Genomic DNA, 25,037 nt, shown 5'->3' on the forward strand with positions numbered 1-25,037 from the left:
AAAATTATGGAATTAGACGAAAAAAAATATTTATACCTCCTTTTTATACTACCACTTTTGGTGTTGGTTTTTTTGGCCAATTTATATTGGAAAAGAAAAAAACAGCGCGAATTTGGGGATTTAGAAATGGTGAAAAGACTGAGCCCGGAAAGTTCTGTTTTTAAACCGGTTTTGAAATTAGGAGTATTGCTTTTGGCATTGACCGGATTAATTCTTGGATTGGTAAATCCAAAAATTGGTACCAAAATGGAAACCGTAAAAAGGGAAGGAATCGACATTGTTTTTGCAGTGGATGTGTCCAAAAGTATGCTGGCCGAAGATGTAGCGCCAAACCGTTTGGATAAAAGCAAGCAAATCGTTTCGCAAATTATCAATCAATTGGGAAGCGACCGAATAGGAATTGTGGCGTATGCCGGAAGCGCTTTCCCGGTATTGCCAATTACTACGGATTATAGTGTTGCAAAAATGTTTTTGCAAAGCATGAATACGGATATGGTTTCTTCGGTAGGAACGTCATTCAACGAGGCCATCAAATTGTCATCAACGTATTTTGATGATAAAAAAACGAGCAAGCTCTTGATTATGATTTCTGATGGTGAAGACCATAATGAAGGTGCAGAAGAAGCAGCGGAAGAGGCCAATAAACTAGGAATTAAAATCATTACAATTGGTGTTGGAACTGAAAAAGGAGGCACGATTCCATTGAAAAGAAATGGAATTGTCGAAGGTTTTAAAAGAGATAATAACAATGAGGTTGTTATAACGAAACGAGTTCCAGAAAGCCTGACAGCGATTGCTAAAGCGACCAAAGGCGCTTATGTAAACGGAAACAACACTAAAGAAGTGCTTGAATATATTAAGAATGCATTGAATAATATTCAAAAAACAGAATTTGAAGCGACAGAAATGGCTGATTTTCAATCGCAATTTCAATGGTTTTTAGGTTTTGCTTTTGTTTTCTTATTTCTGGATATTTTCCTTTTGGAACGAAAAACAAGTTGGGTAAACAAATTGAATTTATTTAACGAGAATAAAAAAGTTTAAAGTATAAAGTTGCGCTCCATTATTGGAACAAAAACACTAAGTATACTTTGACACTTACATTTAAAAACACAATGAAAAACATAATTTTATATCTGTTATTGCTTTTTTCTTTTGTTGCAAACGCACAACAGAAAGATAGAATATTGCCTAAAGCGAACGAGGAATATGCTGAAAATAAATTTGTAGATGCCGAAGCTAATTATAGAATTTCGGATTCAAAATTTCCTAATAAAGCAACTGCACCTTTCAATCTTGGAAATACTATTTATAAACAAAAACAATCTTCGGAAGCAAAATTTGCATACGCTAAATCTTTAAAAAATTCAAAAACAAGACCACAAAAACATAGAGCCTTTCATAATCTAGGAAATGTTTTCATGAATGAAAAGGATTATACGCAAGCAGTTGAAGCCTATAAAAATGCCTTAAGGAACGATCCAACAGATGAGGAAACGCGTTATAATTATGCTTTGGCAAAAAAAATGCTGAAAGAAAATCCTCCAAAGGATGACAATAAAAAAGACGACAAAAAGAGCGATAAAGACAAGAAGGACGATAAGAAAGACGGAGAAAAAGATAAAAAAGACAATAAGGATAAAGAAAAGAAAGACGATAAGGGAGATAAAGACAAGCAAAATAAAGATCCTAAGCCAAATGAAAATGGAGAGCCAAAACCAGCTCCCGGAGGAATTTCTAAAGAACGTCTGGAAAACTTGTTGAATGCAGTGAATAAAGAAGAGAAGAAGGTACAGGATAAAGTAAACGCCAAAAAAGTACAAGGAAAACCAGTTAAGACGGAGAAAGATTGGTAGTTGAATTAGATAATTTGAAAATGAAAAAATTTATAGCAGTACTAGTTTTAATGGTGTGCAATTTACTTAGTGCTCAAGTACAATTTGAGGCTAGAGTGAGTAAAGCTACGCTAGGTATAAACGAGAGACTTCGTATTGATTTTATGATGAATGTAGATGGTGATAATTTTGTTCAACCGTCTTTTGAAGGATTTAGAATTATTGCCGGACCAAGCCAGCAAGTGAGTCAATCTTGGGTGAACGGAAGAAGTTCTTTTGAGAAAATATATTCTTATTTTCTTTTGCCAAATCAAAAAGGGACGTTGGTTATCAAGCAAGCCGCTATAGAATACAACGGGCAAATCTATAAAACATCGCCTATAAAAATAAATGTTACCGCAGCAACGGAACAGCCTAGAGATCCAAATGATACCAGTGTTTCTGCAGATGGAAATCTCTATTTAGTTGCTGATATTTCTAAAACAAATCCATATATAAACGAGCCCATTACGGTGGTTTATAAATTGTATTTTAACAATATCGGAATCACAAATTCTAACGAAGTTAGTAAGCCAAAATACAATGATTTCTGGAGTCAGAACATTGATATAAAACGATTTGTTGCTGAAGAAGGCATGTTTAAAGGGGAACAATACCGTTTTATTGTGCTTAAAAAAATAGTTTTGTATCCTCAAAAATCAGGAAAGTTGGTCATTGAACCATTGTCATTAGATATTGATGTTCAATTGCCGTCGAATCGCAGGGATATGTTTGGTCGAATGGTTGTCACCGAGGGTAGCAAGAGAGTTTCTGCAGGAGCTAAAACCATAAATGTAAAAGCTCTTCCCGAAGCTGGGAAACCGGAAGATTTCTCGGGTGCTGTTGGGAATTTTGATTTCAAAGTAACACCAACCAAAACCAATTTAAAAAACGGAGAAAGCCTGGACTTAGTAGTAAGTGTAACCGGAAAAGGAAATCTGAAATTATTCAGTTTACCAAAACCGATAGCTCCCAATGCGCTGGAAATGTATGAAGCTGTTCATAGCGAACAAGTAAACACGCCACTTTCAGGAATGACCGGAAAAATTTCGGACAGCTACACCATCGTTCCGCAATACAAAGGGAATTATCCGATAAAACCATTAAAATTTACGTATTTTGATTTGGGTTCCAAAACCTATAAAACGCTAAGTTCTCAAGAGATCATGATTAATGTTCTTGACGGTCCTTCGCCTACTGATGCAACAGTAGCTTCTGGCACGGATACAAATAAGAATAAAATAGACAAAGTAGAGCAATTCAAATTCATAAAGTTAAAAAGCAATCTTTTGACAATGAATAAGAAAGACTTCTTTGGGTCTAATTTATTTTACGGATTGTTCTTTTTTCCATTTTTAATGTTGCCTTTAATTGTATTATTCAAAAAGAAAAAAGAAGCTATTGATGGTGATATTACAGGAAACAGAATCCGAATGAATAATAGATTGGCAAAGAAATATTTATCGGAAGCCAAGAAACAAATCAATAACAAAGAACTGTTTTACATTGCGTTGGAGAAAGCGATGCATAATTTCTTGAAAGCCAAGTTGCATATTGAAACTTCAGAAATGAGTAAAGATAATATTCAAGAATTGTTATTGTCAAGAAATGCTAATCCTGAAGCGGTGACTGATTTTATTGCACTTACGGAAAACTGTGAAATCGCTCGATATGCACCATCATCAAGTGTTACGATACAAAAGGATTTTGATAAAGCGGTAGTGATTATTTCAGATTTAGAAAAACAAATTGCTTAACCAACGATGTCATTGCGAGGAACGAAGCAATCTCATGTAGATTTGCAAGAATGGTTAATCGACAACTTATAACATTAAAATGAAAAACATACTTTATATATTATTATTGACAACCCAAGTTTTCTTTGCCCAAAGTGGCTTTGAAAAAGGAAACGAGTATTATCAAAAAGGGAAATATAATGAAGCGGTTGCGGCTTATGAAAGTGTTTTGACAGAGAGCAAACACTCTTCTGAATTGTATTTTAATTTAGGGAATGCGTATTATAAATTGAATAAAGTAGCACCTTCTATTTATAATTATGAAAAAGCATTGGTTTTAAATCCAAATAATACCGATGCGATTAACAACTTGAAATTCGCTCAAAAACGAACTATCGATGAAATTAAAGTAATCCCAAAAGTAGGTTTTGCAAAGCTGATTCGTGATTTTACGGGAATCTATCATTACAATACGTGGGCATGGATTTCTGTTGGACTGGCAACGGCGTTCCTGTTGTTTTTTATTGGGTATTATTTTTCACAAATTACACTTTCTAAAAGGATTTTCTTTTTTGGAATGTTTGTGCTTTTTTTTCTAATTCTAATCAGTGTTTCGTCTACCATTTTTGAGAAAAGTCACTTTGATACTGAAAAACCAGCTATTGTTTTTGCCGAAATGGCCAATGTAAAGAGCGAACCCCGAAATGGCGGTCAGCCAATATTTGTGTTGCACGAAGGAACAAAAGTCTATGTGGGGGAAACCATTGGAAAATGGAAAAAAGTACAACTAACGGATGGAACCGAAGGCTGGATTGAAAGCAGTGCAATTAAAGAAGTGAAATAATAGTGTTCAATTGACCACTGATTACTTCTTCTTCAAATCATCATACCAATTTTCTATCGAAGGATACATGAATCCTGCTGTTTTTTGGATTGGATTATAAAAAAGAGACTTGTCTAAGGTTTCTTTTTTGGCTAAAAAATTATGGTAGTTTATTTTTTCGAAAACCTTGAAAACAATTCCTATTATCAAAATTGTTTTTAGCACCCGGAAGAATCCGCCACCAATCTTATTCAACCATCCTAAAAAGGCAAAATCAGCAATTCCGGTGAGGAATTTACCCAAAAGGGATATTCCAATTACTACCAGTATAAACGTGAGTATAAAAGCAATTACTTGGATTGTATTGGGATTCCATTTGACAAATCCGGCTAAGATTTCTTTGATAAATGACGAAAATTTTATGGCAAAATAAATTCCTGCCAATAGCGAAACCAAAGAAGCTAATTCCACAAAAAGACCATTTCTAATGCCTTTATATAAAGCAAAAGCAAGTAATACGCCCAAAACAATATCCAAAAATCCCATGATACTTAATTAAGAAAAATAAAAGTGCAAATATAAAAGAATTGTTCTTTACCATTGCCAATTTTCAAGTTCTTATCTTTGCTCAAAATAATTTCATAGATTATGGACTCATAGTTCATAATTTGTCACTCATAATTAAAGAAATGTCAAGAGACACACAACTTAAAGAACGCTGGGAACAGCTTGTAAATATACTTTCCAATCAATTTTCTCAAGGTGAGGATTTAGATCTTGACGCTATTATTTATCTAATTGGCGTACAAGAACTTGGAAAAGTACACAGTGAATACAAAAAAGACGAAAAATTAAACCTGATGCACATTGCGATTTGCAGGTTATTAGAACCTTATGGTTTCTATGAATTTGAGTTTTTTGACGAAGAAGGCTGGCCACATTACAAAGTAAAAGAGGAATTACCACCTTTAAAAGCTGGAGAACAGTCGGTTTTAATGAAAGAAGCCATTGTGAATTATTTCCTCGAAAGAGAACTTATTGAATAGTGTTCAGTAAAAATACTCGGCTTAAACGAACTTTTAGGATTTAAAAAGAAGCATAACAGCAGTAAAAAGGAATCTAACAATTTAGAATGGAAACTTTAAACTTTAAAGAGTATACTTGGAACAAATTTCCTAAATTTGCACTCTCAATTATTGGATGAAAATGATAGATAAGATAAAAGGATATATTGGTGAAGCACAAGCTTTCTCAACGCAAAATGCAGCAGAATTAGAAACATTCCGAATTAAATTTCTGGGAAGCAAAGGACTTTTAAAAGACCTTTTCGCTGAATTTAAAAACGTTCCTAACGACCAAAAAAAGGAATTTGGACAAGTAATCAATTTGCTTAAAACTTCTGCCGAAGACAAAGTAAAAACCATACAGGAAGCTTTAGAAAGTAAAGAAGAAATTAAAGGTTTTTATGGTGATTTGACGCGTTCGGCTGAACCAATAACTATTGGCTCTCGTCACCCTATTTCATTGGTAAAAAACCAAATTATTGACATCTTTTCAAACATTGGTTTCAACGTTTCTGAAGGTCCGGAAATCGAAGATGACTGGCATAATTTCACCGCATTAAACTTACCGGAATACCATCCGGCACGTGACATGCAAGACACGTTTTTCATTCAAACAAATCCTGATATTTTGTTGCGTACGCACACATCATCAGTGCAAGTACGTTACATGGAAAACAACAAACCGCCTATTCGTACCATTTCTCCGGGAAGAGTATTCCGTAACGAGGCTGTTTCGTCACGTTCACACTGTATTTTTCACCAAGTGGAAGGTTTGTATATTGACAAAGACGTTTCTTTTGCCGACTTAAAACAAACGCTTTTATATTTCACCAAAGAGATGTTCGGAAAATCAAAAATCCGTTTGCGTCCGTCCTATTTCCCATTTACTGAGCCAAGTGCTGAGGTTGATATTTATTGGGGTCTGAAAACAGAAACCGATTATAGAATTACCAAAGGAACTGGTTGGTTAGAAATTATGGGTTGCGGAATGGTAGATCCTAATGTTTTGAAAAACTGTGGCATCAATCCTGACGAATACAACGGTTTTGCATTCGGGATGGGAATCGAAAGAATTGCCATGTTGTTGTATCAAATCGGCGATATCCGTATGTTCTACGAAAATGACGTTCGTTTCTTAGAGCAATTCAAATCAAGCATATAAAATTTAAGATTAGCGATTTTTGACCCGAGCGAAAGCGAACTGGCGAAGCATTTTAGAAGTTTAAATCTGCAATCAAAAATCGTTAATCATCAATCAATAATCAAATAAATGAAAGCCGACATCATCATCCCCGAAGTAGAAAACGTATTTCTTGCTGTAGTTCAAGAATGGAGTGACGATTTCATGGAAAAAGTGTGGTATGCTTATTTAGTAAATGATAGCGATTACTTAATCGAAAGTGTTATGGTAGTTTCCAAAGCTTTTGGGACTATTGACGGCGAAATGAAGAAAACATCGCTTTTGCGCCATGCTTTTGTAGAAGTGCCAGCGGTTTCAGTGGTGAAAATTGAAATGATTGAAAAAAGTGTTTTGGCGCTGAACAATGAGTTCATGCTAACGTTTTTTATTGGAGACAAATTATACGATAAAAAGTTCATTTTCAAAGCACATTCCATCCATGAGGATTTCGTTGAAGAAGTGCCTATTCTATTTGTTGACGGGATTATCGTGAGATAATTCAACACTATTTTCTCTTTTTATTTTTTTCTTCCAATTCGAATATCCAACAATAAATATTCCCGCCAAAACAAAATAAAGTGTTCGGAATAGATTTTCTTTGGACAAAAAAGCATCTTTGAAAGACAGTTCAGATAGGTCAAATGCGGCCATGATAAAAGAAACGATAAATCCCCAAATCAGCCCATTTTTAAGTTGGAATTTCCATCTTTCACTCATAAAATTATTTAGCGGCTTGTTGTTTAACTTTGGATTTCCAGGTAAAATACCCTAAAACAAATATCCCTACAAGGATATAAGCAGCTGCGCGAATATAAAAATTAGGTGTAGCAACCTGTTCTGAAAAAGGAATTTCTTTAATGTCGAATAATACATTGAAGACCGTCATAAATAGACCCCAAATCCCACCAGTTTTAATCTGGTATTTCCATCTTTCGCTCATGAAGTGATTGTGTTTGGTTGTTAAATCTGTAGATAATTAATCCAGTTTATCAGTAAGTTTCTTAAACACGGACTTGGCATCCTGTCCTTCGTATAGAATACTGTAAACGGCATCTATAATTGGCGTTTTGGCACCATAAGCCTGGTTGAGTTTATACGCGCTTTTTGCAGCATAATATCCTTCGGCAACCATACTCATTTCCATCATTGCTGATTTAACGGTATAGCCTTTACCAATCATATTTCCAAACATTCTATTTCTGGAGAAAATAGAATAACCCGTAACCAATAAATCGCCTAAATAAGCTGAATCATTGATGTTGCGTTTCATTCTATGAACTTTCTTGATGAATTTTTTCATTTCTCGAATCCCATTACTCATCAATACCGACTGGAAATTATCACCATAGCCTAAACCATGGGCAATTCCCGCTGCAATAGCGTAAATGTTTTTAAGCATGGCTGCATATTCCGTTCCTATAATATCATCTGTAATTTTAGTCTTGATATAATTTCCGGATAAATTTTTAGCTACAGTTTTTGCTTTATCGGGATCGCCACACGCAATGGTAAGGTAAGAAAGACGCTCCATAGCTACTTCTTCTGCGTGACAAGGACCAGTGATCACACCGATGTTGTAATAAGGAATATCATATTTTACATGGAAATGTTCTCCTACAATTAAACTCGTTTCCGGAACAATTCCTTTAATCGCTGAAAAAATGATTTTATCTTTTAATGAAACCGTTAATTTTTCTAACTCACCATCCAAAAAAGCAGATGGAATTGCAAAAATGATGTAGTCTGCATACGCTACAGCTTCATTGATATCGCTGGTCAGTTTCAGTTTATTGATGTCGAATTCTACAGAACTCAAATAGTTTGGATTGTGTTTGTATGCTTTAATGTGTTCTATAGCAGCTTCATTGCGCATATACCATGAAATTTCGGTAAGATTTACGCATAACATTTTTGCTATCGCTGTCGCCCAACTTCCACCACCTATTACTGCGAATTTTATATTTTCAGCCATTTTTTTATTGAATTTAATCAAAAGTACTTAAAAAAGTACTGATTATACAAATAAAATTAGAACAAGAAGGTCGATTTTTAAACGTGTTGGAAATATTACAATTCTAACAAGTAAAAAATAATTTTAATTATTTTTGTTTTTTAACACAATATAAGTATCGCTATTTCGTTCTTGTTACTTATTGTTTAATAATTTAACAAAATAATGCGAATTGAGTTAGTTAGTTATAATTTAGAATTTTAAAAGGCGTTCCCAATAAAATGAGAACGCCTTTTATTTTATACTGACTCTATCAGTTATCGGGTGATTTGAATTAATAACTCATTTCAACAATAGATTTCACCTTTTCTAAAGTAATATTTTGTTTTTCTCCCAATCCTAACCAACCTCTTTCTTCAAAACGATTTACAATGAAATCAGCCGTTTTGTCAAACTCTTTAGTGTAATCGGATAATTTGGTTTCCATCCCCATCGTATGGAAAAATTCTACCGTTTTGTTGATAGCTTCATTTGCAATTTCGTCCTCAGTTCCAGTTAAATTGAAAATACGTTTTCCGTATTGTGCCAATTTTCCCTTTTTAGTTTCAAACATCACTCGGTATAAATTTGGACCCACAACTGCTAAAGTTCTGGCATGATCAATTCCGTACAAAGCCGTTAATTCGTGACCAATCATGTGCGTTGCCCAATCCGAAGGAACTCCTTTTTGGATTAATCCATTCAAAGCCATGGTACAACTCCACATAAAGTTAGACGCCAAAGCATAATCAGTAGGTTTTTCAACAACATCAGGACCTACTTGAATCAAGGTTTGTAGAATACTTTCGGCAATTCTATCTTGAAGATATCCTTCGTGCGGATACGTTAAATATTGTTCTAAAACGTGGGTGTAGGCATCTACAACTCCGTTTTGCAATTGTCTTTTTGGCAAAGATTCAATTACGGTTGGATCACAAATAGAAAATTTTGGAAACAAAGCGCTACCGCCAAATGATAATTTTTCTTGCGTAGATTCAATAGTAACAACTCCACCGGAATTCATTTCACTCCCAGTTGCCGGTAATGTCAGAACAGTTCCAAAAGGAATAATTTTAGAGACATCTTTGGTCAATACTCTTTTTTGAAGAATGTCAATTGGGTTTCCGTCAAAATGTACGGCAGCCGAAATGAATTTTACCCCATCAATTACGGAACCACCACCTACGGCAAGGATAAAATCTATTTTTTGTTCTTTGATAACCGCAACTGCTTTCATCAATGTTTCAAAATGTGGATTTGGTTCAATTCCACTAAATTCCACGATTTCAAAACCTTTTAAATTATTGATTACTTGTTCGTGAATTCCATTTTTAAAAATACTTCCACCACCATACGCGAGAAGAATTTTTGCTCCTTGTGGAACCAGTGTGGAAAGTTTTTCAATTTGTCCTTTTCCAAAAACTAAATTGGTAGGATTGTATAATTCGAAATTTAACATGTTTTTATTTTTTTGAATTCAATTGGTTTAATAATTTTTCGGCAACTAATTTGGACGAAGCCGGGTTTTGCCCTGTAATCAATAAACCATCCTCCACTGCGTACGGCTGCCAGTCTGCACCTTTTGAATAGGTTGCGCCATTTGCCTGTAAAGCATCTTCCAATAAAAATGGAACGACATCAGTTAAACCTACAGCGGCTTCTTCGGTATTAGAAAAACCAGTTACTTTTTTACCTTTCACTAGAAATTCTCCATTTGCTTTCACACTTTTAAGAACGGCAGGCGCATGACAAACAAAAGCAACGGGTTTTTTGTTTGTATAAAATGCTTCGATTAAAGCAATTGAAGTTGCATCAGTGGTCAAATCCCATAACGGACCGTGACCTCCAGGATAAAAAACCGCGTCATAATCAGACTCTTTTACATCCACTAATTTTTTTGTGTTTTTCAGTTTTGCCAATAACTCAGTATCGGCATCAAATCTTTTAGTATCCTCCGTTGCAGCTGATGGATCTTCACTTTTTGGGTCAATAGGCGGTTGTCCACCTAGCGGAGTAGCAACGTCAATAGTTACTCCTTTATCTAATAATTCGTAATAAGGTGCAGCAAATTCTTCTGTCCAAAATCCTGTTTTTTCTCCCGTGTTACCTAATTTATCGTGACTGGTAACAACAAATAATACCTTTTTCATGTTTTTTTTATTTTGTGCAGTTGCAGTAATGCAACTTGCGGTTAATGCTATAATGGCAAATAGTGCTGTTTTTTTCATTTCTAATTTTGTTTGTACAAATTTAGGGCGAATATGCTATTAGTAAAAATAATTTAAATTATGTTTGTGATAAATATATTTATATCATGGTCAATCTCGAATGGTACCGAACGTTTAAATCCGTTTATAAAAATGGTAATTTTTCTTTGGCTGCCAAAGAATTATTTATCAGTCAACCTGCTGTTAGTCAGCAAATATCCATGTTGGAAGCGCATGTAGGGTATAAGCTTTTCAATCGAAAGTCAAAAGGCGTGGAGCCAACGGAATACGCTAAGTTACTCAATAATTTAATCATTGAGGCTTTAGACCGATTGGAAAATGTGGAGAATGGTTTTCGTGCCAAGGCGTTCAATGCCAATCGATTAATTTCAATTGGAATCTCCAAACATTTGATGAGCAGTTTGGGAAGTGCCCTAGTTTCAAAATTTGAATTTATCGATTTTAGTTTTCATGAAAATGACACACTTTTTGAATTGGTGGATTCTAAAAAATTAGATTTTGCAGTTGTCACCAAGCAATATGATACGTTTGACACCATTCAGAAAAAGGTAGGAGAAATTAAACAAGTGATTGTTGGTTCAAACACTATTGATGCTTCTGAATTAAAATCCAATATCAAAATAAAAGATTTCCCAGCAATTGAGCATTGGTTGAACGACCAAAAATGGTTCAGCCACAATGCGCAAATTCCGCATATTAAATTGTTCTGGCTGCATGTTTTTAATAAAAAACGACCTTCGATGATTCCGAATTATATCATTCCATCTGAATATGAAATGCTCGAAATAATTTCGAAAAACACCGGAATCGCTGTCGTTTGGGATTGCAATGCGAAAAGTTTAATAGCAGAAAATAAAATTCAGTTGTTGTGGAATAGCAAGCAAATGCCAAGTACCGAAGTGTTTTTATTATCTGGTAAAAACGATAATTTGAATACTATTTTTGAGAATATTGAAGTAGAATTGAAAAGAATTTTGGCGTAATTACTTCTTATAAAAGTTATTGTGATCAATGTATTCCCAAACTTTTGCAGGCAATAACGGTTGCACATTTTTTCCTTTTTTTATATTGTCCCGAATAAATGTCGACGATATTTCTACAACTGGAGCGTCAATCATATGGATTTTTGGGTGATTATTGAAAGTTGTATTTTCTGTTTCCAAAGCAGTTGCTTCACCTGTTCGGCCTTTGGTCTCGAGTCGTGGATAGACATAAATTTCATGATGCGCCAGAATAGCTTCGTAGTTTTTCCATTTGTGCAACGACCTGAGATTGTCTTCGCCCATGATTAAGGAGAATTCGTAATTTGGATATTTTTCCTGTAAGTGAACTAAAGTATTCACGGTGTAATTGGGCTGCGACAATTTAAACTCAATATCCGAAGGTTTGATTTTTGGAAAATCTTCTGAGGCAAGATGTACCATTTGCAAGCGATGGTAATCATCGAGCAACGTGCTTTTTTTCTTTAAAGGATTGTGAGGCGTGACCACCATCCAAACTTGGTCTAAATCGGCATGCTCCGCCATATGATTGGCAATGATGAGATGCCCAACATGTATGGGATTAAACGTTCCGAAATACAGACCTATTTTCATTGACTTAGTGACTAGTGATTAGTAAAAAGTAATTAGTTTTTGAGGGTTTTAGAGAAAGCATTAATCATTTTGGATTCTTCCTCAATTTGACTTAAAATTTCTGTATACAAAGTCTTGCTTGTTATAAAGCCAAGTTCATTAGCAATTAATAACTGAGTTTCAATTTCGAATAATGAGCCTCTTGAAATATCTAAAAAATGACTGAATGATTTATCCGTATTTCTTCCATAGCCTTCAGCAATATTCGAAGGAATAGATACTGAAGCTCTTTTTAACTGACTTGATAGAGCATATAATTCTTCTTGAGGAAATGATTTTACTAATTGATAAACTAAACAGACTATTTTAATCCCTTTTTGCCAAATCAATAAATCTTTGTATGATTTTATCTCACCCATTTTTAAGCTAATTACTAGTAACTTTTTACTAATTACTATTTTTTCACATAATTCTTTACCAATTGATACGCTTCTTCCAAGGCAATATCTAAATCGTAGTTTTTTATAATCACATCAAATTGTGGTGCTGTTGCCAGTTCTACAGAAGCTTTTGCAATACGCATATTGATTTTGTCATCACTTTCGGTAGAGCGTTCCTTTAATCTTCTTTTTAGTTCATCCACGCTTGGTGGTTTCACGAAAACGGCTAAAGTTTCTTCAGGAAATTTATGTTTGATACGCAATCCGCCAGATACATCAATATCAAAAATCACATTTTTGCCTTTGGCCCAAATACGTTCCACTTCACTTTTCAGAGTTCCGTAAAAATTGTCGCGGTATACTTCTTCCCATTCCAAAAAGTCTTCGTTCTTAATGTGTTTTTTGAATTCTTCGGTAGACATGAAATAATAGTCTTTTCCGTTTACTTCCTCGCCTCTTGGTGCGCGGGAAGCTGCTGAAATTGAGAATTCAAGATTCAAATCTTCTTTGCTTAATAAATGTCTAACGATAGTAGTTTTCCCTGATCCTGATGGTGCCGAAAAAACGATTAATTTTCCTCCTGTGCTCATTTTATGCTGAATTTATTTCAGTATCTGTTTATGTTTTCCTGCAAGGTTCATAAACCTTTAGGTATATTGTAAAATTAATAAACCTGCAAAGTTAAAAACAGTGCAGGTTGATAATTACAATACGTTTAATACTTGTTCCTTGATTTTTTCCAATTCGTCTTTCATTTGAACGACTAATTTTTGCATTTGTGCGTGATTGGATTTAGAACCCATCGTGTTGATTTCACGTCCCATTTCTTGGGTAATAAAACCTAATTTTCTACCGTTAGCTTCGGTTCCGTTGATGGTTTCCAAGAAATAATCCAAGTGATTGGTTAAACGTACTTTTTCTTCGGTGATGTCTAATTTTTCTAAATAATAAATCAATTCCTGCTCAAAACGATTTTCATCTACATTCACTTTCAATTCTGAAATTGCAGTTTGCAAACGGTCTTTTATCGCTTGAACGCGTTCTGGATCAAGTGCCAAAGCTTCGGTCATGTATTGACGAATATTACCAATTCGCAATTGAAATTCTTTTTCAAGAGACATTCCTTCATCTTTTCTGAAGTTCAGGATGTTTTGCAACGCTTCCTCGATAATAGTTTGGATTTGTACCCAGTCGTTTTCATCGATTTCTTCTCGTTCTATTTTTAATGCGTCTGGCATTCTAATTGCCATTTTCATTAATTCGGTTTCGTATCCTTCGTTACAAATTTCTTTAAGTTGATTCATATACGCTTTCACAATCGGCACATTCACTTTCGTAGAAGTTTGTTCGGCAGTACTTTCGATAAAAATAGAAAAATCTACTTTTCCTCTTTCCAGTTTCAGTGCAATTTGGTTGCGTAAACCCAATTCCATTTCGCGGTACAGCGAAGGCATTCTCACATTTAAATCTAAACCTTTACTGTTTAAAGATTTTACTTCTACCGTGATTTTTTTGGTTGGTAATTGCAAAGTCGCTTTACCAAAACCTGTCATTGATTGTATCATATAATTTTCTAAAAGAGGTCAAAGATAATAAAAAAGTGGTCAGTGGTCCGTTTTTAGTATTCAGTGACTCGGTATAAGTAAATGTTTAGTAATCAGATTTTAATTTTTGCATTCCTAATAATAAGTTTAATGAATACTATAAGCTACGATTTGTGCGCTGAACACTACTAGTTGATTACCGAACACTCTTCTTCTGTGTCACCAAATAAACGCCGACAAATATCAAAACTGCCGAACCAATTTTCACCAAACTCAATTCGTCTTTTCCTAAGCTTATCGCAAAAATAGTGGCGAATAGCGGTTGTAAATAAATAAAAACGGCAACCGTGGTTGGTTTTAATTCTTTCATCGAAAGCAAATTCAGCAAATACGTCAGAAAGGTCGAAAAAACGACCACAAATCCTATTTTCCAGCAAATATCGATGGGAACCAAAGCCCATTCAACAGCTTGAAATTGGCTCCAGCCAAAAGGTAAAACCATAATAAAACCGAACAAATAAATCCATTTTACAAACGTAAACGCATTGTATTTGTCCATTAATTTCTTGACGATAATCAGGTAAAATCCATAGGAAATGGCGTTGACCAAAACCAGAAAATTTCCTAATCCGGCGTTTGTGGCGCTGCCAATGGATTTTCCATACAGAATGAGAAAAGCAGTCCCGATTAATCCAAGGATAATCCCAAAAACCATTCGTTTTTGCATGCGTTCCTTCATGATTAATGCCGAAAGTGTCAAAACAATCATTGGTGTTGAAACCATGATTACCGCAGCGCTAATGGGAGAAGTAAGGCTTAATCCTTTGAAAAACGTAAGCATATTAAACGCCACACCAAAGAAAGCTGCGGCAACAATTCGGGGGAAATCATTCAGCGCAATTTTTTCTTTCGGTGTAAACAACCAAACCAACCAAAACAAAATCATCGAACCGCCGGCGCGCAACAAGATAAAGCCATAGGCGTCAATGTACAATGGCATGACATCTTTGGCAATGGTAAACGTAACTCCGTAAATTATGGAGACAATTGTGGCGGCAATAAGTGCGAGATTCCTTCTAGACATTTGCAAAAGCAAGCATTACCTGATGCATGTTTTGTTGTGTGTTGCCAATGTAAATTTTGCCTTTAATAATAAAAACGGGACGACTTAAGAACGTGTAATGTTCCAAAATGTATTTTTTGTAATCGTCTTCGGTTAACGATTTATTCTTTAAATCCATCGATTTATACAACTGTGCTTTTTTGCTGAAAAGCGCTTCGTAACTTCCGGAAAGTTCACGCATTTGTTCCAGTTCTTCTACTGTAATTGGATCTTGTTTGATGTCGTGAAACTTCAAGTTATGATCTTTTGGTAATGATTTTATGATTTTTCTGCAGGTATCGCAAGAAGCGAGATAGTATATTTTGTCCATGTAAATAGCAATTTCTTTGTGCAAAGAAAATCCATTTGATACGGAAAATGATTATTTTTATCAAAAAAAATAAAAAAATGAATCAATTATTCGACGTTAGCACTACAAGCAGAAATATGGTTTCAAAATTTCTATCGGGATACAATCTTGACCAACTCAACACGATTCCGGAAGGATTTAGCAATAATTTGATTTGGAATATTGGACATATTGTTGTTGTTCAGCAAATGTTGGTTTACAAATTGTCAGGTTTGCCTATGATGATTTCAGATGAGATGGTCGAAAAATATAAAAGAGGGACCAAGCCGGAACAAGACGCAACGCAAGCTGATGTAGATGAAATTCAATCCTTTCTTTTTGAAACCATCAATCAAACCAAAGCGGATTTAGAGAAAAAAGTATTCAAAGATTTCCAGGAATTTACCACCATGACTGGTTTTACAATAAAAACTGCAGAAGATGCGATGGCTTTTAATGTCTATCACGAAGCGCTTCACGCCGGAATGATGATGAGTATCCGAAAATTTATTTAGAATCTCATTACATTCAATCTTAAGTAAATCTCAAATTATAAAGTTAGGGAATTATATGAAAAACATGACTTTGAATATAATAGCACTAACGACATTGATAATTTTATGTTCAATGAAAACTCAAAATTTAGATGTTTGTGAGATTTTAAAGTATGTAAACAAATCAGTTGGACATAATTACAATTCAGAGGTTAAATTTGGTTTCGAAACAAGTCAATCAATAGCTTTAGATAAAAATGCATTTAAGTTATTTTTTGAACGAGAAATGTCAGAAATAGATACTTGTTATTTAGTTGGGCAATTTAAAATATCAAATAATCGAGTTGGTATTATAAGCTACAATACTTCGTTTGAATGTGACCATCCAATAAATTATCTTTTACTACATGTTGTAGATAATTGTAAAATAATTGATACTAAAATGATTTATTATCAAGATTATGATGGATTTAACTATGAAATTTCAAGTAATCTGAGTAAAAAATTTGATATTTTGACAATTACAGAAAAAAAATTTAGTGAATATGCAATGGAACCAGATGCTAAAACTGACACAATTTTCACTAAAATTTATAAAATTAATTTAAAAAGCAGTTCTTTAGATACAATTTATAGGAAGTCAAAAGCAGAAATATTAAAAATGCCTCACAACTAATCATGTTCTAACAAAAGAGGTTTTTACAATCTTTATTCATCTAAATTAATTTATTTAACCGCCAAATATTCGTTCACTTCAGTATAAGGCAATAACAATTCTTTAGGTCCGTCAGCATACGATGCGGCTTCATAGGAATTGTAATAAAGCAGTAATCCTTTATCGGTATAGAAAATATTTTGAGGCAGATTGAATTTCTCATCTTCAAACATTAATCCGGTTGCATTGATCGATTTGTTTGCAGGGATTTTATATTTGGCTCTGAATTTTTTTTCGGCGAAAGCCTTGAAAGCTTCTTTATCATTGAATAATTCGGTATTCGGAATAGATTTTCCGGTAGTTGGGTCAAAAAGTAGTGAACGCAATCCTTGGTATCCGTGAGCGCCACCGGTATAGGTGTAATGGTTGATTTCTATATTCAAAACACTTTCGGACTGGTATTTTATGCTTCCTTTGATTTTCGCTTCCCAGCCAAAGGTGTCATTCGGAAATTCTTTTTGGAGTTTCTCGTAGGAATCAATAAAAGAGGTTAATAATCCATTATAATCTGTTGATGTATATGGTTTTTCGCCAAAATAAATAATCTCTTTCAATACTGAAAACACTTTTTTATTGATGCTGTCCGCTACAATAGGATCGTTTTTTGCAACAGGAATTTTTACGGTTATTTCAGGACAATTTTCTTTGCAGGGTAACGTTGTTTTTTTCTGAAAAGATTGGTCTTTAAAAGCCAATTCGTTTGAACAACCCGTTATTAAAAAAAGGAATGCTGCAAAAATTATAAAGTGTTTCATCTCAAAATTGTTAATTATATACAAAGGTATCAACTTGTGGCTTGGTTAAAATAAATTAAAGGGTAAATTTGTGAAGTTATTTAGCATTTAAAATTAAAAAGATATGAAATTCAATACGAAGGTTATTCACGGAGGTCAGCATCATGACCCAAGTACGGGAGCAGTTATGCCACCAGTATATCAAACGTCAACATTTGTACAAACCAGCCCGGGACAACCTATAAATCCAGATTATGAGTACAGTAGAGCTGCAAATCCTACCAGAAGCGCGCTTGAAAATGCATTAGCAAGTATTGAAAATGGAACGCGAGGATTGGCTTTTTCATCAGGATTAGCAGCTACAGATTGTGTTTTGCGTTCTTTTAAAGCGGGTGACGAGATCATTGCTATGGATGATTTGTATGGTGGAACGTATCGAATGTTTACCCGTATTTATAAAAATTCAGGAATAAAATTCCATTTTGTGGATATGAATGACATCGAGAAATTCAGGTCATTAATTAATGAAAACACGAAACTGGTTTGGGTAGAAACACCAACGAATCCTTTGATGAAATTGGCAGATATTCAAGAAATTGCCAAAATTACAAAGGAAAATAAAATCCTTTTTGCAGTTGATAATACTTTTGCAACGCCTTATTTACAAAAACCATTAGACTTAGGAGCTGATATTGTGATGCATTCGGCGACGAAATATTTGGGAGGTCATTCTGATGTTATTGCCGGTGCTTTGATTGTAAAAGATGAAGCGCTGGGAGAGCAATTGCATTTTCAACAATTTGCGACAGGAGCAACATTGGGACCAATGGACAGTTTCTTGGTGTTAAGAGGGATTAAAACCTTGCATCTTCGCGTGGAAAGACATTGTGAGAATGGAGGAAAAGTGGTGGAGTTTTTGAATAACCACCCAAAAGTTAAAACAGTATATTATCCGGGATTACCAAGCCATCCGTATCATGAAATTGCCAAAAAGCAAATGAGCGGTTTTGGAGGAATGGTTTCCTTTACTTTTGTTTCGGGCAAAAAAGAAGATGCAATTGATTTTCTGGAAAAACTAAAAGTTTTCACTTTGGCTGAATCTTTAGGCGGAGTGGAGTCATTAGCGAATCATCCGGCTTTGATGACACATGCATCTATTCCGGAAGACAAACGAAAAGAAGTTGGAATCACTGATGATTTGGTTCGATTAAGCGTAGGTATAGAAGATGCTGATGATTTGATTGAAGATTTGAAACAAGCATTAGCATAAATTAATATAAAAATAAAATCCCCAATTCTATCCCGAAGTGTCGGGATTAGAATTGGGGTTTTTTTATTTTCATAACGGTTGTTTAAATGCTATTGCAAGTAATAAATATAACCCACATTGAACCAAACCAACCAATCGTTTGCTTTGTTTTCTTTGTAAAGTTCCGGATTAGGATTTAAACCATCTACCCAATTGGAGAAAAAGTATTGAAATCTTAAATCAACCATTAAATCGCGTAATGGACTTAATTTATAGCGAGTTCCCACACTGGTTATTACAGACCAAACGGTTCCGCTTTCGGTAGAAAAACCATAAGGACGCCCGTCCGTAGGAGTTAAATATTTCGGGAAGGTAGTCAAAGGAGTTCCTAATGGACCTAGTGTTGATGAAGCTTCGGCATTGTAATAACTGAACTGTCCGCCTAGACTGACAAAGGGCCCAAGACTTCCTGTTCTTGCAGTGAAATCACGAATACTCCAAGGGAAAAATTCAAGTTGCATCCCGATATTAGTTACGGCTGTACTCCCCGTCATTGCTTTCAATTGCTCTTTTCCTAGCGAAGGTTTGCCTTCAGTCCATTGTCCAAAATGTTCTAATTCGGTTTTATTATAAGAGAGTTCCGATCTTAATTTAAAATGGTCGTTAAAATAAGTTTCAGGGGTGTAACAGTTACATTCTGCTTTGTAAGAAAAGTTGAGATAATGAATAATTCCAATTCCAATTCCCGTATTCCCTGAGTTTGTAGAAAGATCATGACGTTCCCCATAATCAGATTGAAAAGCAACAGGTCCCGCTATTACCCCTATTTCATGCGAAAACCCACCGAATTGCGCATTAGAATCAGGTGAAAATCCAAAACAGATTAATAAAAAGAGGATTGTTTGTTTGACCATTAGGGTTGTTTTTCTAATCTTGACAAATATATAAAAACATCATACACATATAAAAATAAAATGAAAATTAAAAATAATCAGACAAATTCTTATTTACTTACGAAAGTGGTAGCCATTTGGTTTAAATGAGGATATCATAAACACTATTGTCTAAAAATGCTTAATAAAAAGATAATTCTATTTAGAAATTAGAAAAAACAGAGTCCGAATATTTTTATAAAATGTATCTTTGTAAATTATAACGAAATCGTTTTCTTAATTAATTATTTATAATCTATGTTACTAAAAATAAATGATTTTATGGCTCAAGTTGAGGCCAAGAATCCAAATGAACCTGAATTTATTCAAGCTGTTAGGGAATTTGCAGAGACTGTAATTCCATTTATTGCAGAGCAAAAAAAATACGACGGAAAAAATTTGCTTCTTAGAATAGCCGAGCCGGAGCGTTCTATTATTTTTCGTGTTCCTTGGGTAGATGATAAAGGGGAAATTCAGGTAAATAGAGGTTTCAGAATTCAGATGAATTCAGCAATTGGACCTTACAAAGGTGGAATTCGTTTTCATCATACTGTAAACTTATCAGTACTTAAATTTTTAGCCTTTGAACAAGTATTCAAAAACAGTTTGACTACTTTGCCAATGGGTGGAGGAAAAGGAGGATCTGATTTTGATCCACAAGGAAAATCTGATGGGGAAGTGATGCGTTTTTGCCAGTCTTTCATGACTGAATTGTGCAGACACATCGGTCCACAATTAGACGTTCCTGCTGGAGATATTGGAGTTGGAGCCAGAGAAATTGGATATTTATTTGGTCAATACAAGAGAATAAGAAATGAATTTACCGGAGTTTTAACTGGAAAAGGATTGGCTTATGGTGGTTCTTTAATCAGACCGGAAGCAACAGGTTACGGAGTAGTTTATTTTGCAGAACAAATGCTGAATACTATTGGTCAAAACATCAAAGGAAAAAGAGTATCTATTTCTGGTTTTGGAAACGTTGCTTGGGGTGTAGCCTTGAAAGTAAATGATCTTGGAGGGAAAGTAGTTACTATTTCTGGTCCTGATGGTTATATTTATGATGAAGAAGGAATCTCAGGAGATAAAATTGACTTTATGCTTGAATTAAGAGCAAGAGGAGATAATAGAGCCGAAGCTTATTTAGAAAAATATCCAAACGCAGTTTTCCACAAAGGGAAAAGCGTATGGGAAGTAAAAGTTGATGTTGCAATACCTTGTGCTACTCAAAATGAGTTAAACGAGGAAGATGCTAAACATTTAATTGCTAATGGTGTTATTTGTGTAACTGAGGCGGCAAATATGCCATGTACTTTAGAAGCAATCAAATTATTCTTGAAAGCGAAAGTACTTTTTGCTCCTGGTAAAGCAGCAAATGCAGGTGGTGTTGCAGCTTCAGGATTAGAAATGACACAAAACTCTATTCGTTTAAACTGGACCAGTGAAGAAGTGGATTCCAGATTAAAAGAAATCATGGTTGGAATACACAATCAATGTAAAAGATACGGTACTGACGAAGAAGGTTATGTGAACTATGTAAAAGGTGCAAACATTGCCGGATTTGTAAAAGTAGCTGATGCTATGCTTGCTCAAGGAGTGGTATAATATTGTTTTGATTAAGGAATTTTGATACTTTATTTAAGATTTTTGATTAACGATTTTTGATTTCAGATTTGCAAAAAGATGAAATTATTTAAAAATTTAATTTTTATAATAAAATGGGTCGTTAATTTTAAAATAAATCTGAAATCAAAAATCGTTAATCATCACTCAAAAATCTCTTACTTAAAAGCCTTTCACCATTCCGAAGTTCGGGATTGGATGAAAGGCTTTTTTTTGCGTAACAAAATGCTAAGACTTTCGTTTGTTCTATATTTGTAAACCAATATTAATGCAAATAATGAAAAAGAGCGTTTTATATTTTTTGCTTTTACTTTTTATCCAAATGGGTTTTGCCCAAAGCAACTTGTCGTGGCAAGGTTATTTCTCTTACAATGAAATTAAAGATGTATCAGAATCTGGAACGGCTGTTTTTGCCGCTTCCGAAAATGCATTGTTTTCAAAAAATTTAGCGACAAACGTAATTAAAACAACGAATACTATTGACGGGCTTTCCGGACAAACAATTTCGGCGCTATACTATAGTACAACATTCAATAAAACAATTGTAGGATACGAAAACGGACTGATAATCGTGATTAACGAAGCCGATGGAAGCATCTTGAATGTAGTCGATATTATTAATAAACAACTTCCTCCTAATATAAAAAAAGTCAATGACTTCATGGAGTTTGAAGGTATTGCCTATGTCTCCTGTGATTTTGGGATTGTTCAATTTAATCTGGCTACCATGCAATTTGGGGACACTTATTTTATTGGGGACAATGGAGCCGAAATCAGAGTGAACCAAACAGCACTTTTTAACGGATTTATTTATGCCGCTACAAATAACGGGATAAGAAGAGCCGATATTTCTAATAAAAACCTAATCGATTACAATCAATGGGGAACAATTGCTACGGGAAACTGGTCAAGTGTAGTGACTTTTGGTACAGATTTGTATGCCATTAATGCTGCGGGATACATTCATAAATTTAATTCTGGGTCTAATTCCTTTACAGGATTTATCCAGCTTTCTCAGCCTTCATTGGATATGAGGGCAACAGCGGATTATGTAATTGTAACGACTTCAAGCAGCATTTATATTTACAACAATCAAATGGCATTGGTGCGCCAAATAAATACAAATCAAATCCCGGACAGTAACCCAAGTTTTACGTGTGCCACAATAATAGGGGATGCAATTTTTATTGGAACAAAAGAAAATGGATTGATTACTGCTTCGCTTTCTTCGACAGTAACTTTCGAAAACATAACGCCTATTGGTCCTTCGCGCAACAATATATTTGCGCTTCAAGCCACGACAAGTGTACTTTGGACAGTTTATGGGGATTATACAGCAGATTATAATCCATATCCGTTAGACAATTATGGTATCAGTAAATTTAGTGAAACAGGATGGCTGAATATTCCGTATGAAGAAGTTTTAGGAGCACAATCGATGACCAGAATTACGGTAAATCCAAGCAATGAAAACGAAGTATATGCGAGTTCTTTTTTTTCGGGTTTACTAAAAATTGAAAATGACATCCCTACAATTTTATACAATCAGACCAATAGTGGCTTAGAGTCTTTGACCTTTGTGGGTCCTACTTATATAGACATAAGGGTTAACGGAACGGCATTTGATAAATCAGGAAATCTTTGGGTTACCACCAGCCGAATAAAAAATGGACTGAAAGTGTTTAAATCCAATGGTCAATGGCAAAGTTATGCTATGGAAAATATACTGGATTCGGCTATTGATAATAATTTTGGAACAATTGCCATTGATAAAAATGGAACGAAATGGCTTTCTACAAGTGAAGATGGGGTTGTTGGTTTTAATGAAAGTACCAATGTATTCAAGAAAATAACAACTGGTTCTGATGCCGGGAATTTGCCTGTTTCAAATGTAAAAGTAGTTGCGGTGGATAATAGAAACCAGCTTTGGATAGGAACCACAAAAGGATTGCGTGTTTTGCCGAATGTAGGCAGTTTTCAAACAGAAGACCAAATGACAACGAATCCCATCATTATTTTAGAGGATAATCTGGCGCAAGAGCTCTTGTACGAACAATTTATTACTGATATTGCTGTTGATGGAGTAAACAATAAATGGATTGGTACTGCCGATTCAGGTTTGTTTTTGGTCTCGCCAAACGGTCAGGAAACCAAATATCATTTTACGATAAATAATTCGCCGTTGCCCAGCAATGTTATAAATGATATTGGTATTAATAGCGCTACGGGCGAAGTTTTTATAGCTACGGCCAAAGGTTTGGTTTCTTTCAAAGGAACTGCGACTGCGCCAAATGATGATTTAAGTAACGCGTATGTATATCCAAATCCAGTGCGGCCGGAATACCAAGGAACGGTTAAAATTGCCGGATTACTGGATAAAGCCAATATTAAAATTACCGATATCGAAGGAAATCTGGTATATGAAACCATTTCCGAAGGAGGAACAATAGAATGGGATACCACCGCTTTTGGGAAATATAAAGTCGCTTCGGGCGTGTATATGATTTTTATTTCGGCACAAGACGGAGTGGAAACCAAAGTTAAAAAAGTAATGATAATCAGATAGTGGTCAGTTCTCTGAAGTCTAATTATCTAAGAAGTCTAAAAATCTAAAAATCTAAACTTGTTAGTAAAAACAAAAGCCATTGTCCTTTCATCCTTAAAATTTCAGGAAAAAAGCTTGATTGTGAAATGCTTTACGCTTTCTCATGGTTTGAAATCGTATTTTGTTCGCGATGCTTTTTCGAGCCGAAAAGCCAATCAAAAAATCGCCTATTTTCAGCCGTTGACCATTCTCGAAATTGAAGCGGTTCACAAAAACAAAGGTACTTTAGAAAATTTCAAGGAAATAAAAATTGCCTCGGCTTTTCATTCGATACATTCGGATATTTATAAAAGTACAATTGTGATGTTCATTTCAGAAATGTTGCACCATTCCATCCATGAAGAGGAAGAAAACGAACCGCTTTTTACCTTTCTGGAAACCGCTTTGCATTGGTTGGACAATCACGATGAAATTGCTAATTTTCATTTGATTTTATTATTGGAAACCACAAAATATTTGGGTTTTTATCCTGATATTTCTGATATGGATATGCCTTTTTTTGAAATGACTGAAGGTATTTTTACACCCTTTCATGCCATCAGTTCACTAACGGAACATGAAAGTAATTTATTCAAAAAACTGATCGATTTGAAATTCGATAACAATCAAAAAATATTCTATGTCATTGAAAGACAAATTGTTTTAAGAATACTGATTGATTACTATAGTTTTCACTTGGACGGCTTTAAAAAACCAAAATCATTAGACGTTTTGAAAGAAGTTTTCTCTTAGAAAGCAATAAAAGGATATTTTGATTCCGTTTTATCGAATTATCTGCCCAATT

The 25,037-nt window shown here is 34.6% G+C and carries 28 protein-coding genes; 14 read left to right on the forward strand and 14 right to left on the reverse strand.

Annotated elements, in window-relative coordinates; genetic code table 11:
• Positions 1 to 6: 6 nt before the first annotated feature.
• The 4 genes from Q1W72_RS09315 to Q1W72_RS09330 all read left to right on the forward strand — a co-directional run bounded on the left by Q1W72_RS09315 (position 7) and on the right by Q1W72_RS09330 (position 4,454).
• Positions 7 to 1,044: a VWA domain-containing protein gene (locus tag Q1W72_RS09315; protein ID WP_302134883.1), complete on the forward strand. Its 1,038-nt coding sequence runs from the start codon at positions 7 to 9 to the stop codon at positions 1,042 to 1,044.
• 71 nt (positions 1,045 to 1,115) lie between these two features.
• Complete coding sequence (locus Q1W72_RS09320; protein ID WP_099714083.1) at positions 1,116 to 1,856, forward strand: tetratricopeptide repeat protein; 741 nt, start codon at positions 1,116 to 1,118, stop codon at positions 1,854 to 1,856.
• 20 nt (positions 1,857 to 1,876) lie between these two features.
• Positions 1,877 to 3,631, forward strand: coding sequence for a BatD family protein (locus Q1W72_RS09325; RefSeq protein ID WP_302134886.1), 1,755 nt, complete (start codon positions 1,877 to 1,879; stop codon positions 3,629 to 3,631).
• Between the two features lie 79 nt (positions 3,632 to 3,710).
• Complete coding sequence (locus Q1W72_RS09330) at positions 3,711 to 4,454, forward strand: tetratricopeptide repeat protein (protein ID WP_099714085.1); 744 nt, start codon at positions 3,711 to 3,713, stop codon at positions 4,452 to 4,454.
• 21 nt (positions 4,455 to 4,475) lie between these two features.
• Here Q1W72_RS09330 and Q1W72_RS09335 read toward each other — a convergent pair whose 3' ends face one another.
• Entirely contained in the window at positions 4,476 to 4,979 is a 504-nt protein-coding gene (locus Q1W72_RS09335; protein WP_099714086.1) for a CvpA family protein, read from the reverse strand.
• A 143-nt stretch (positions 4,980 to 5,122) separates the two neighbouring features.
• Between Q1W72_RS09335 and Q1W72_RS09340 the strand changes: the two genes are divergently transcribed.
• The 3 genes from Q1W72_RS09340 to Q1W72_RS09350 all read left to right on the forward strand — a co-directional run bounded on the left by Q1W72_RS09340 (position 5,123) and on the right by Q1W72_RS09350 (position 7,175).
• Entirely contained in the window at positions 5,123 to 5,479 is a 357-nt protein-coding gene (locus Q1W72_RS09340; RefSeq protein WP_099714087.1) for a hypothetical protein, read from the forward strand.
• A 160-nt stretch (positions 5,480 to 5,639) separates the two neighbouring features.
• Positions 5,640 to 6,659 (forward strand): phenylalanine--tRNA ligase subunit alpha, encoded by a 1,020-nt coding sequence (gene pheS / locus Q1W72_RS09345; RefSeq protein WP_302134889.1) that lies wholly within the window; start codon positions 5,640 to 5,642, stop codon positions 6,657 to 6,659.
• A gap of 108 nt (positions 6,660 to 6,767) precedes the next feature.
• Positions 6,768 to 7,175 carry a hypothetical protein gene (locus Q1W72_RS09350; protein WP_302134891.1) on the forward strand — a complete coding sequence of 136 codons (408 nt, stop codon included), beginning with the start codon at positions 6,768 to 6,770 and terminating at the stop codon, positions 7,173 to 7,175.
• Here Q1W72_RS09350 and Q1W72_RS09355 read toward each other — a convergent pair.
• The 5 genes from Q1W72_RS09355 to Q1W72_RS09375 all read right to left on the reverse strand — a co-directional run bounded on the left by Q1W72_RS09355 (position 7,146) and on the right by Q1W72_RS09375 (position 10,895).
• The gene (locus Q1W72_RS09355) at positions 7,146 to 7,394 is read right to left on the reverse strand and encodes a hypothetical protein (RefSeq protein WP_099714089.1); all 249 of its coding nucleotides are present in this window, start codon (positions 7,392 to 7,394) and stop codon (positions 7,146 to 7,148) included. The two genes, Q1W72_RS09350 and Q1W72_RS09355, sit on opposite strands and share 30 nt — an antisense overlap.
• Positions 7,395 to 7,398: 4 nt before the next feature.
• On the reverse strand, positions 7,399 to 7,617 hold the full coding sequence (locus Q1W72_RS09360) for a hypothetical protein (RefSeq protein WP_121343036.1): 219 nt from the start codon (positions 7,615 to 7,617) through the stop codon (positions 7,399 to 7,401).
• A 36-nt stretch (positions 7,618 to 7,653) separates the two neighbouring features.
• Positions 7,654 to 8,649, reverse strand: coding sequence for an NAD(P)H-dependent glycerol-3-phosphate dehydrogenase (locus Q1W72_RS09365; protein WP_099716241.1), 996 nt, complete (start codon positions 8,647 to 8,649; stop codon positions 7,654 to 7,656).
• Between the two features lie 313 nt (positions 8,650 to 8,962).
• The gene (locus Q1W72_RS09370; RefSeq protein WP_099714091.1) at positions 8,963 to 10,126 is read right to left on the reverse strand and encodes an iron-containing alcohol dehydrogenase; all 1,164 of its coding nucleotides are present in this window, start codon (positions 10,124 to 10,126) and stop codon (positions 8,963 to 8,965) included.
• Positions 10,127 to 10,130: 4 nt separating this feature from the next.
• Positions 10,131 to 10,895: a type 1 glutamine amidotransferase domain-containing protein gene (locus Q1W72_RS09375; protein ID WP_199074760.1), complete on the reverse strand. Its 765-nt coding sequence runs from the start codon at positions 10,893 to 10,895 to the stop codon at positions 10,131 to 10,133.
• Between the two features lie 86 nt (positions 10,896 to 10,981).
• On the opposite strand from Q1W72_RS09375, the gene Q1W72_RS09380 reads away from it, so the two are divergent.
• Entirely contained in the window at positions 10,982 to 11,878 is an 897-nt protein-coding gene (locus Q1W72_RS09380) for a LysR family transcriptional regulator (RefSeq protein ID WP_099714092.1), read from the forward strand.
• Here the strand turns inward: Q1W72_RS09380 and nadD are convergent, their stop codons facing one another.
• From nadD to Q1W72_RS09410, 6 genes are all read right to left on the reverse strand, one after another.
• Complete coding sequence (nadD, locus tag Q1W72_RS09385) at positions 11,879 to 12,490, reverse strand: nicotinate (nicotinamide) nucleotide adenylyltransferase (protein WP_099714093.1); 612 nt, start codon at positions 12,488 to 12,490, stop codon at positions 11,879 to 11,881.
• A 32-nt stretch (positions 12,491 to 12,522) separates the two neighbouring features.
• Positions 12,523 to 12,888: a four helix bundle protein gene (locus tag Q1W72_RS09390; protein WP_099714094.1), complete on the reverse strand. Its 366-nt coding sequence runs from the start codon at positions 12,886 to 12,888 to the stop codon at positions 12,523 to 12,525.
• A 35-nt stretch (positions 12,889 to 12,923) separates the two neighbouring features.
• Positions 12,924 to 13,499 carry a guanylate kinase gene (gene gmk, locus Q1W72_RS09395; protein ID WP_099714095.1) on the reverse strand — a complete coding sequence of 192 codons (576 nt, stop codon included), beginning with the start codon at positions 13,497 to 13,499 and terminating at the stop codon, positions 12,924 to 12,926.
• 114 nt (positions 13,500 to 13,613) lie between these two features.
• The gene (locus Q1W72_RS09400; protein ID WP_099714096.1) at positions 13,614 to 14,474 is read right to left on the reverse strand and encodes a YicC/YloC family endoribonuclease; all 861 of its coding nucleotides are present in this window, start codon (positions 14,472 to 14,474) and stop codon (positions 13,614 to 13,616) included.
• Between the two features lie 175 nt (positions 14,475 to 14,649).
• Complete coding sequence (locus Q1W72_RS09405; RefSeq protein WP_099714097.1) at positions 14,650 to 15,537, reverse strand: DMT family transporter; 888 nt, start codon at positions 15,535 to 15,537, stop codon at positions 14,650 to 14,652.
• Positions 15,530 to 15,886: an arsenate reductase family protein gene (locus tag Q1W72_RS09410; protein ID WP_099714098.1), complete on the reverse strand. Its 357-nt coding sequence runs from the start codon at positions 15,884 to 15,886 to the stop codon at positions 15,530 to 15,532. Before Q1W72_RS09410 ends, Q1W72_RS09405 begins: the two co-directional genes overlap by 8 nt.
• A 77-nt stretch (positions 15,887 to 15,963) precedes the next feature.
• Between Q1W72_RS09410 and Q1W72_RS09415 the strand changes: the two genes are divergently transcribed.
• Positions 15,964 to 16,419, forward strand: coding sequence for a DinB family protein (locus tag Q1W72_RS09415; protein WP_233206857.1), 456 nt, complete (start codon positions 15,964 to 15,966; stop codon positions 16,417 to 16,419).
• Between the two features lie 112 nt (positions 16,420 to 16,531).
• Positions 16,532 to 17,074, forward strand: coding sequence for a hypothetical protein (locus Q1W72_RS09420; protein ID WP_099714100.1), 543 nt, complete (start codon positions 16,532 to 16,534; stop codon positions 17,072 to 17,074).
• A 50-nt stretch (positions 17,075 to 17,124) separates the two neighbouring features.
• Here the strand turns inward: Q1W72_RS09420 and Q1W72_RS09425 are convergent, their stop codons facing one another.
• A complete protein-coding gene (locus Q1W72_RS09425) occupies positions 17,125 to 17,868 on the reverse strand; it encodes a DUF3298 and DUF4163 domain-containing protein (protein ID WP_099714101.1) in 744 nt (247 codons plus the stop codon).
• 103 nt (positions 17,869 to 17,971) lie between these two features.
• Here Q1W72_RS09425 and Q1W72_RS09430 point away from each other — a divergent pair, with 103 nt between their 5' ends.
• Positions 17,972 to 19,117: a cystathionine gamma-synthase gene (locus Q1W72_RS09430; protein WP_099714102.1), complete on the forward strand. Its 1,146-nt coding sequence runs from the start codon at positions 17,972 to 17,974 to the stop codon at positions 19,115 to 19,117.
• An 89-nt stretch (positions 19,118 to 19,206) separates the two neighbouring features.
• Here Q1W72_RS09430 and Q1W72_RS09435 read toward each other — a convergent pair whose 3' ends face one another.
• The gene (locus Q1W72_RS09435; RefSeq protein WP_099714103.1) at positions 19,207 to 20,010 is read right to left on the reverse strand and encodes a glutamate dehydrogenase; all 804 of its coding nucleotides are present in this window, start codon (positions 20,008 to 20,010) and stop codon (positions 19,207 to 19,209) included.
• A gap of 276 nt (positions 20,011 to 20,286) precedes the next feature.
• On the opposite strand from Q1W72_RS09435, the gene gdhA reads away from it, so the two are divergent.
• From gdhA to recO, 3 genes are all read left to right on the forward strand, one after another.
• Positions 20,287 to 21,630, forward strand: coding sequence for an NADP-specific glutamate dehydrogenase (gdhA, locus tag Q1W72_RS09440; RefSeq protein WP_099714104.1), 1,344 nt, complete (start codon positions 20,287 to 20,289; stop codon positions 21,628 to 21,630).
• Between the two features lie 295 nt (positions 21,631 to 21,925).
• The gene (locus Q1W72_RS09445; protein ID WP_302134905.1) at positions 21,926 to 24,214 is read left to right on the forward strand and encodes a T9SS type A sorting domain-containing protein; all 2,289 of its coding nucleotides are present in this window, start codon (positions 21,926 to 21,928) and stop codon (positions 24,212 to 24,214) included.
• Between the two features lie 57 nt (positions 24,215 to 24,271).
• Entirely contained in the window at positions 24,272 to 24,985 is a 714-nt protein-coding gene (recO, locus tag Q1W72_RS09450) for a DNA repair protein RecO (protein WP_099714106.1), read from the forward strand.
• The last annotated feature ends 52 nt before the right edge of the window (positions 24,986 to 25,037 follow it).

This window comes from Flavobacterium sp. ZE23DGlu08 (genome assembly GCF_030505335.1).
Classification (GTDB): Bacteria; Bacteroidota; Bacteroidia; order Flavobacteriales; family Flavobacteriaceae; genus Flavobacterium; species Flavobacterium algoritolerans.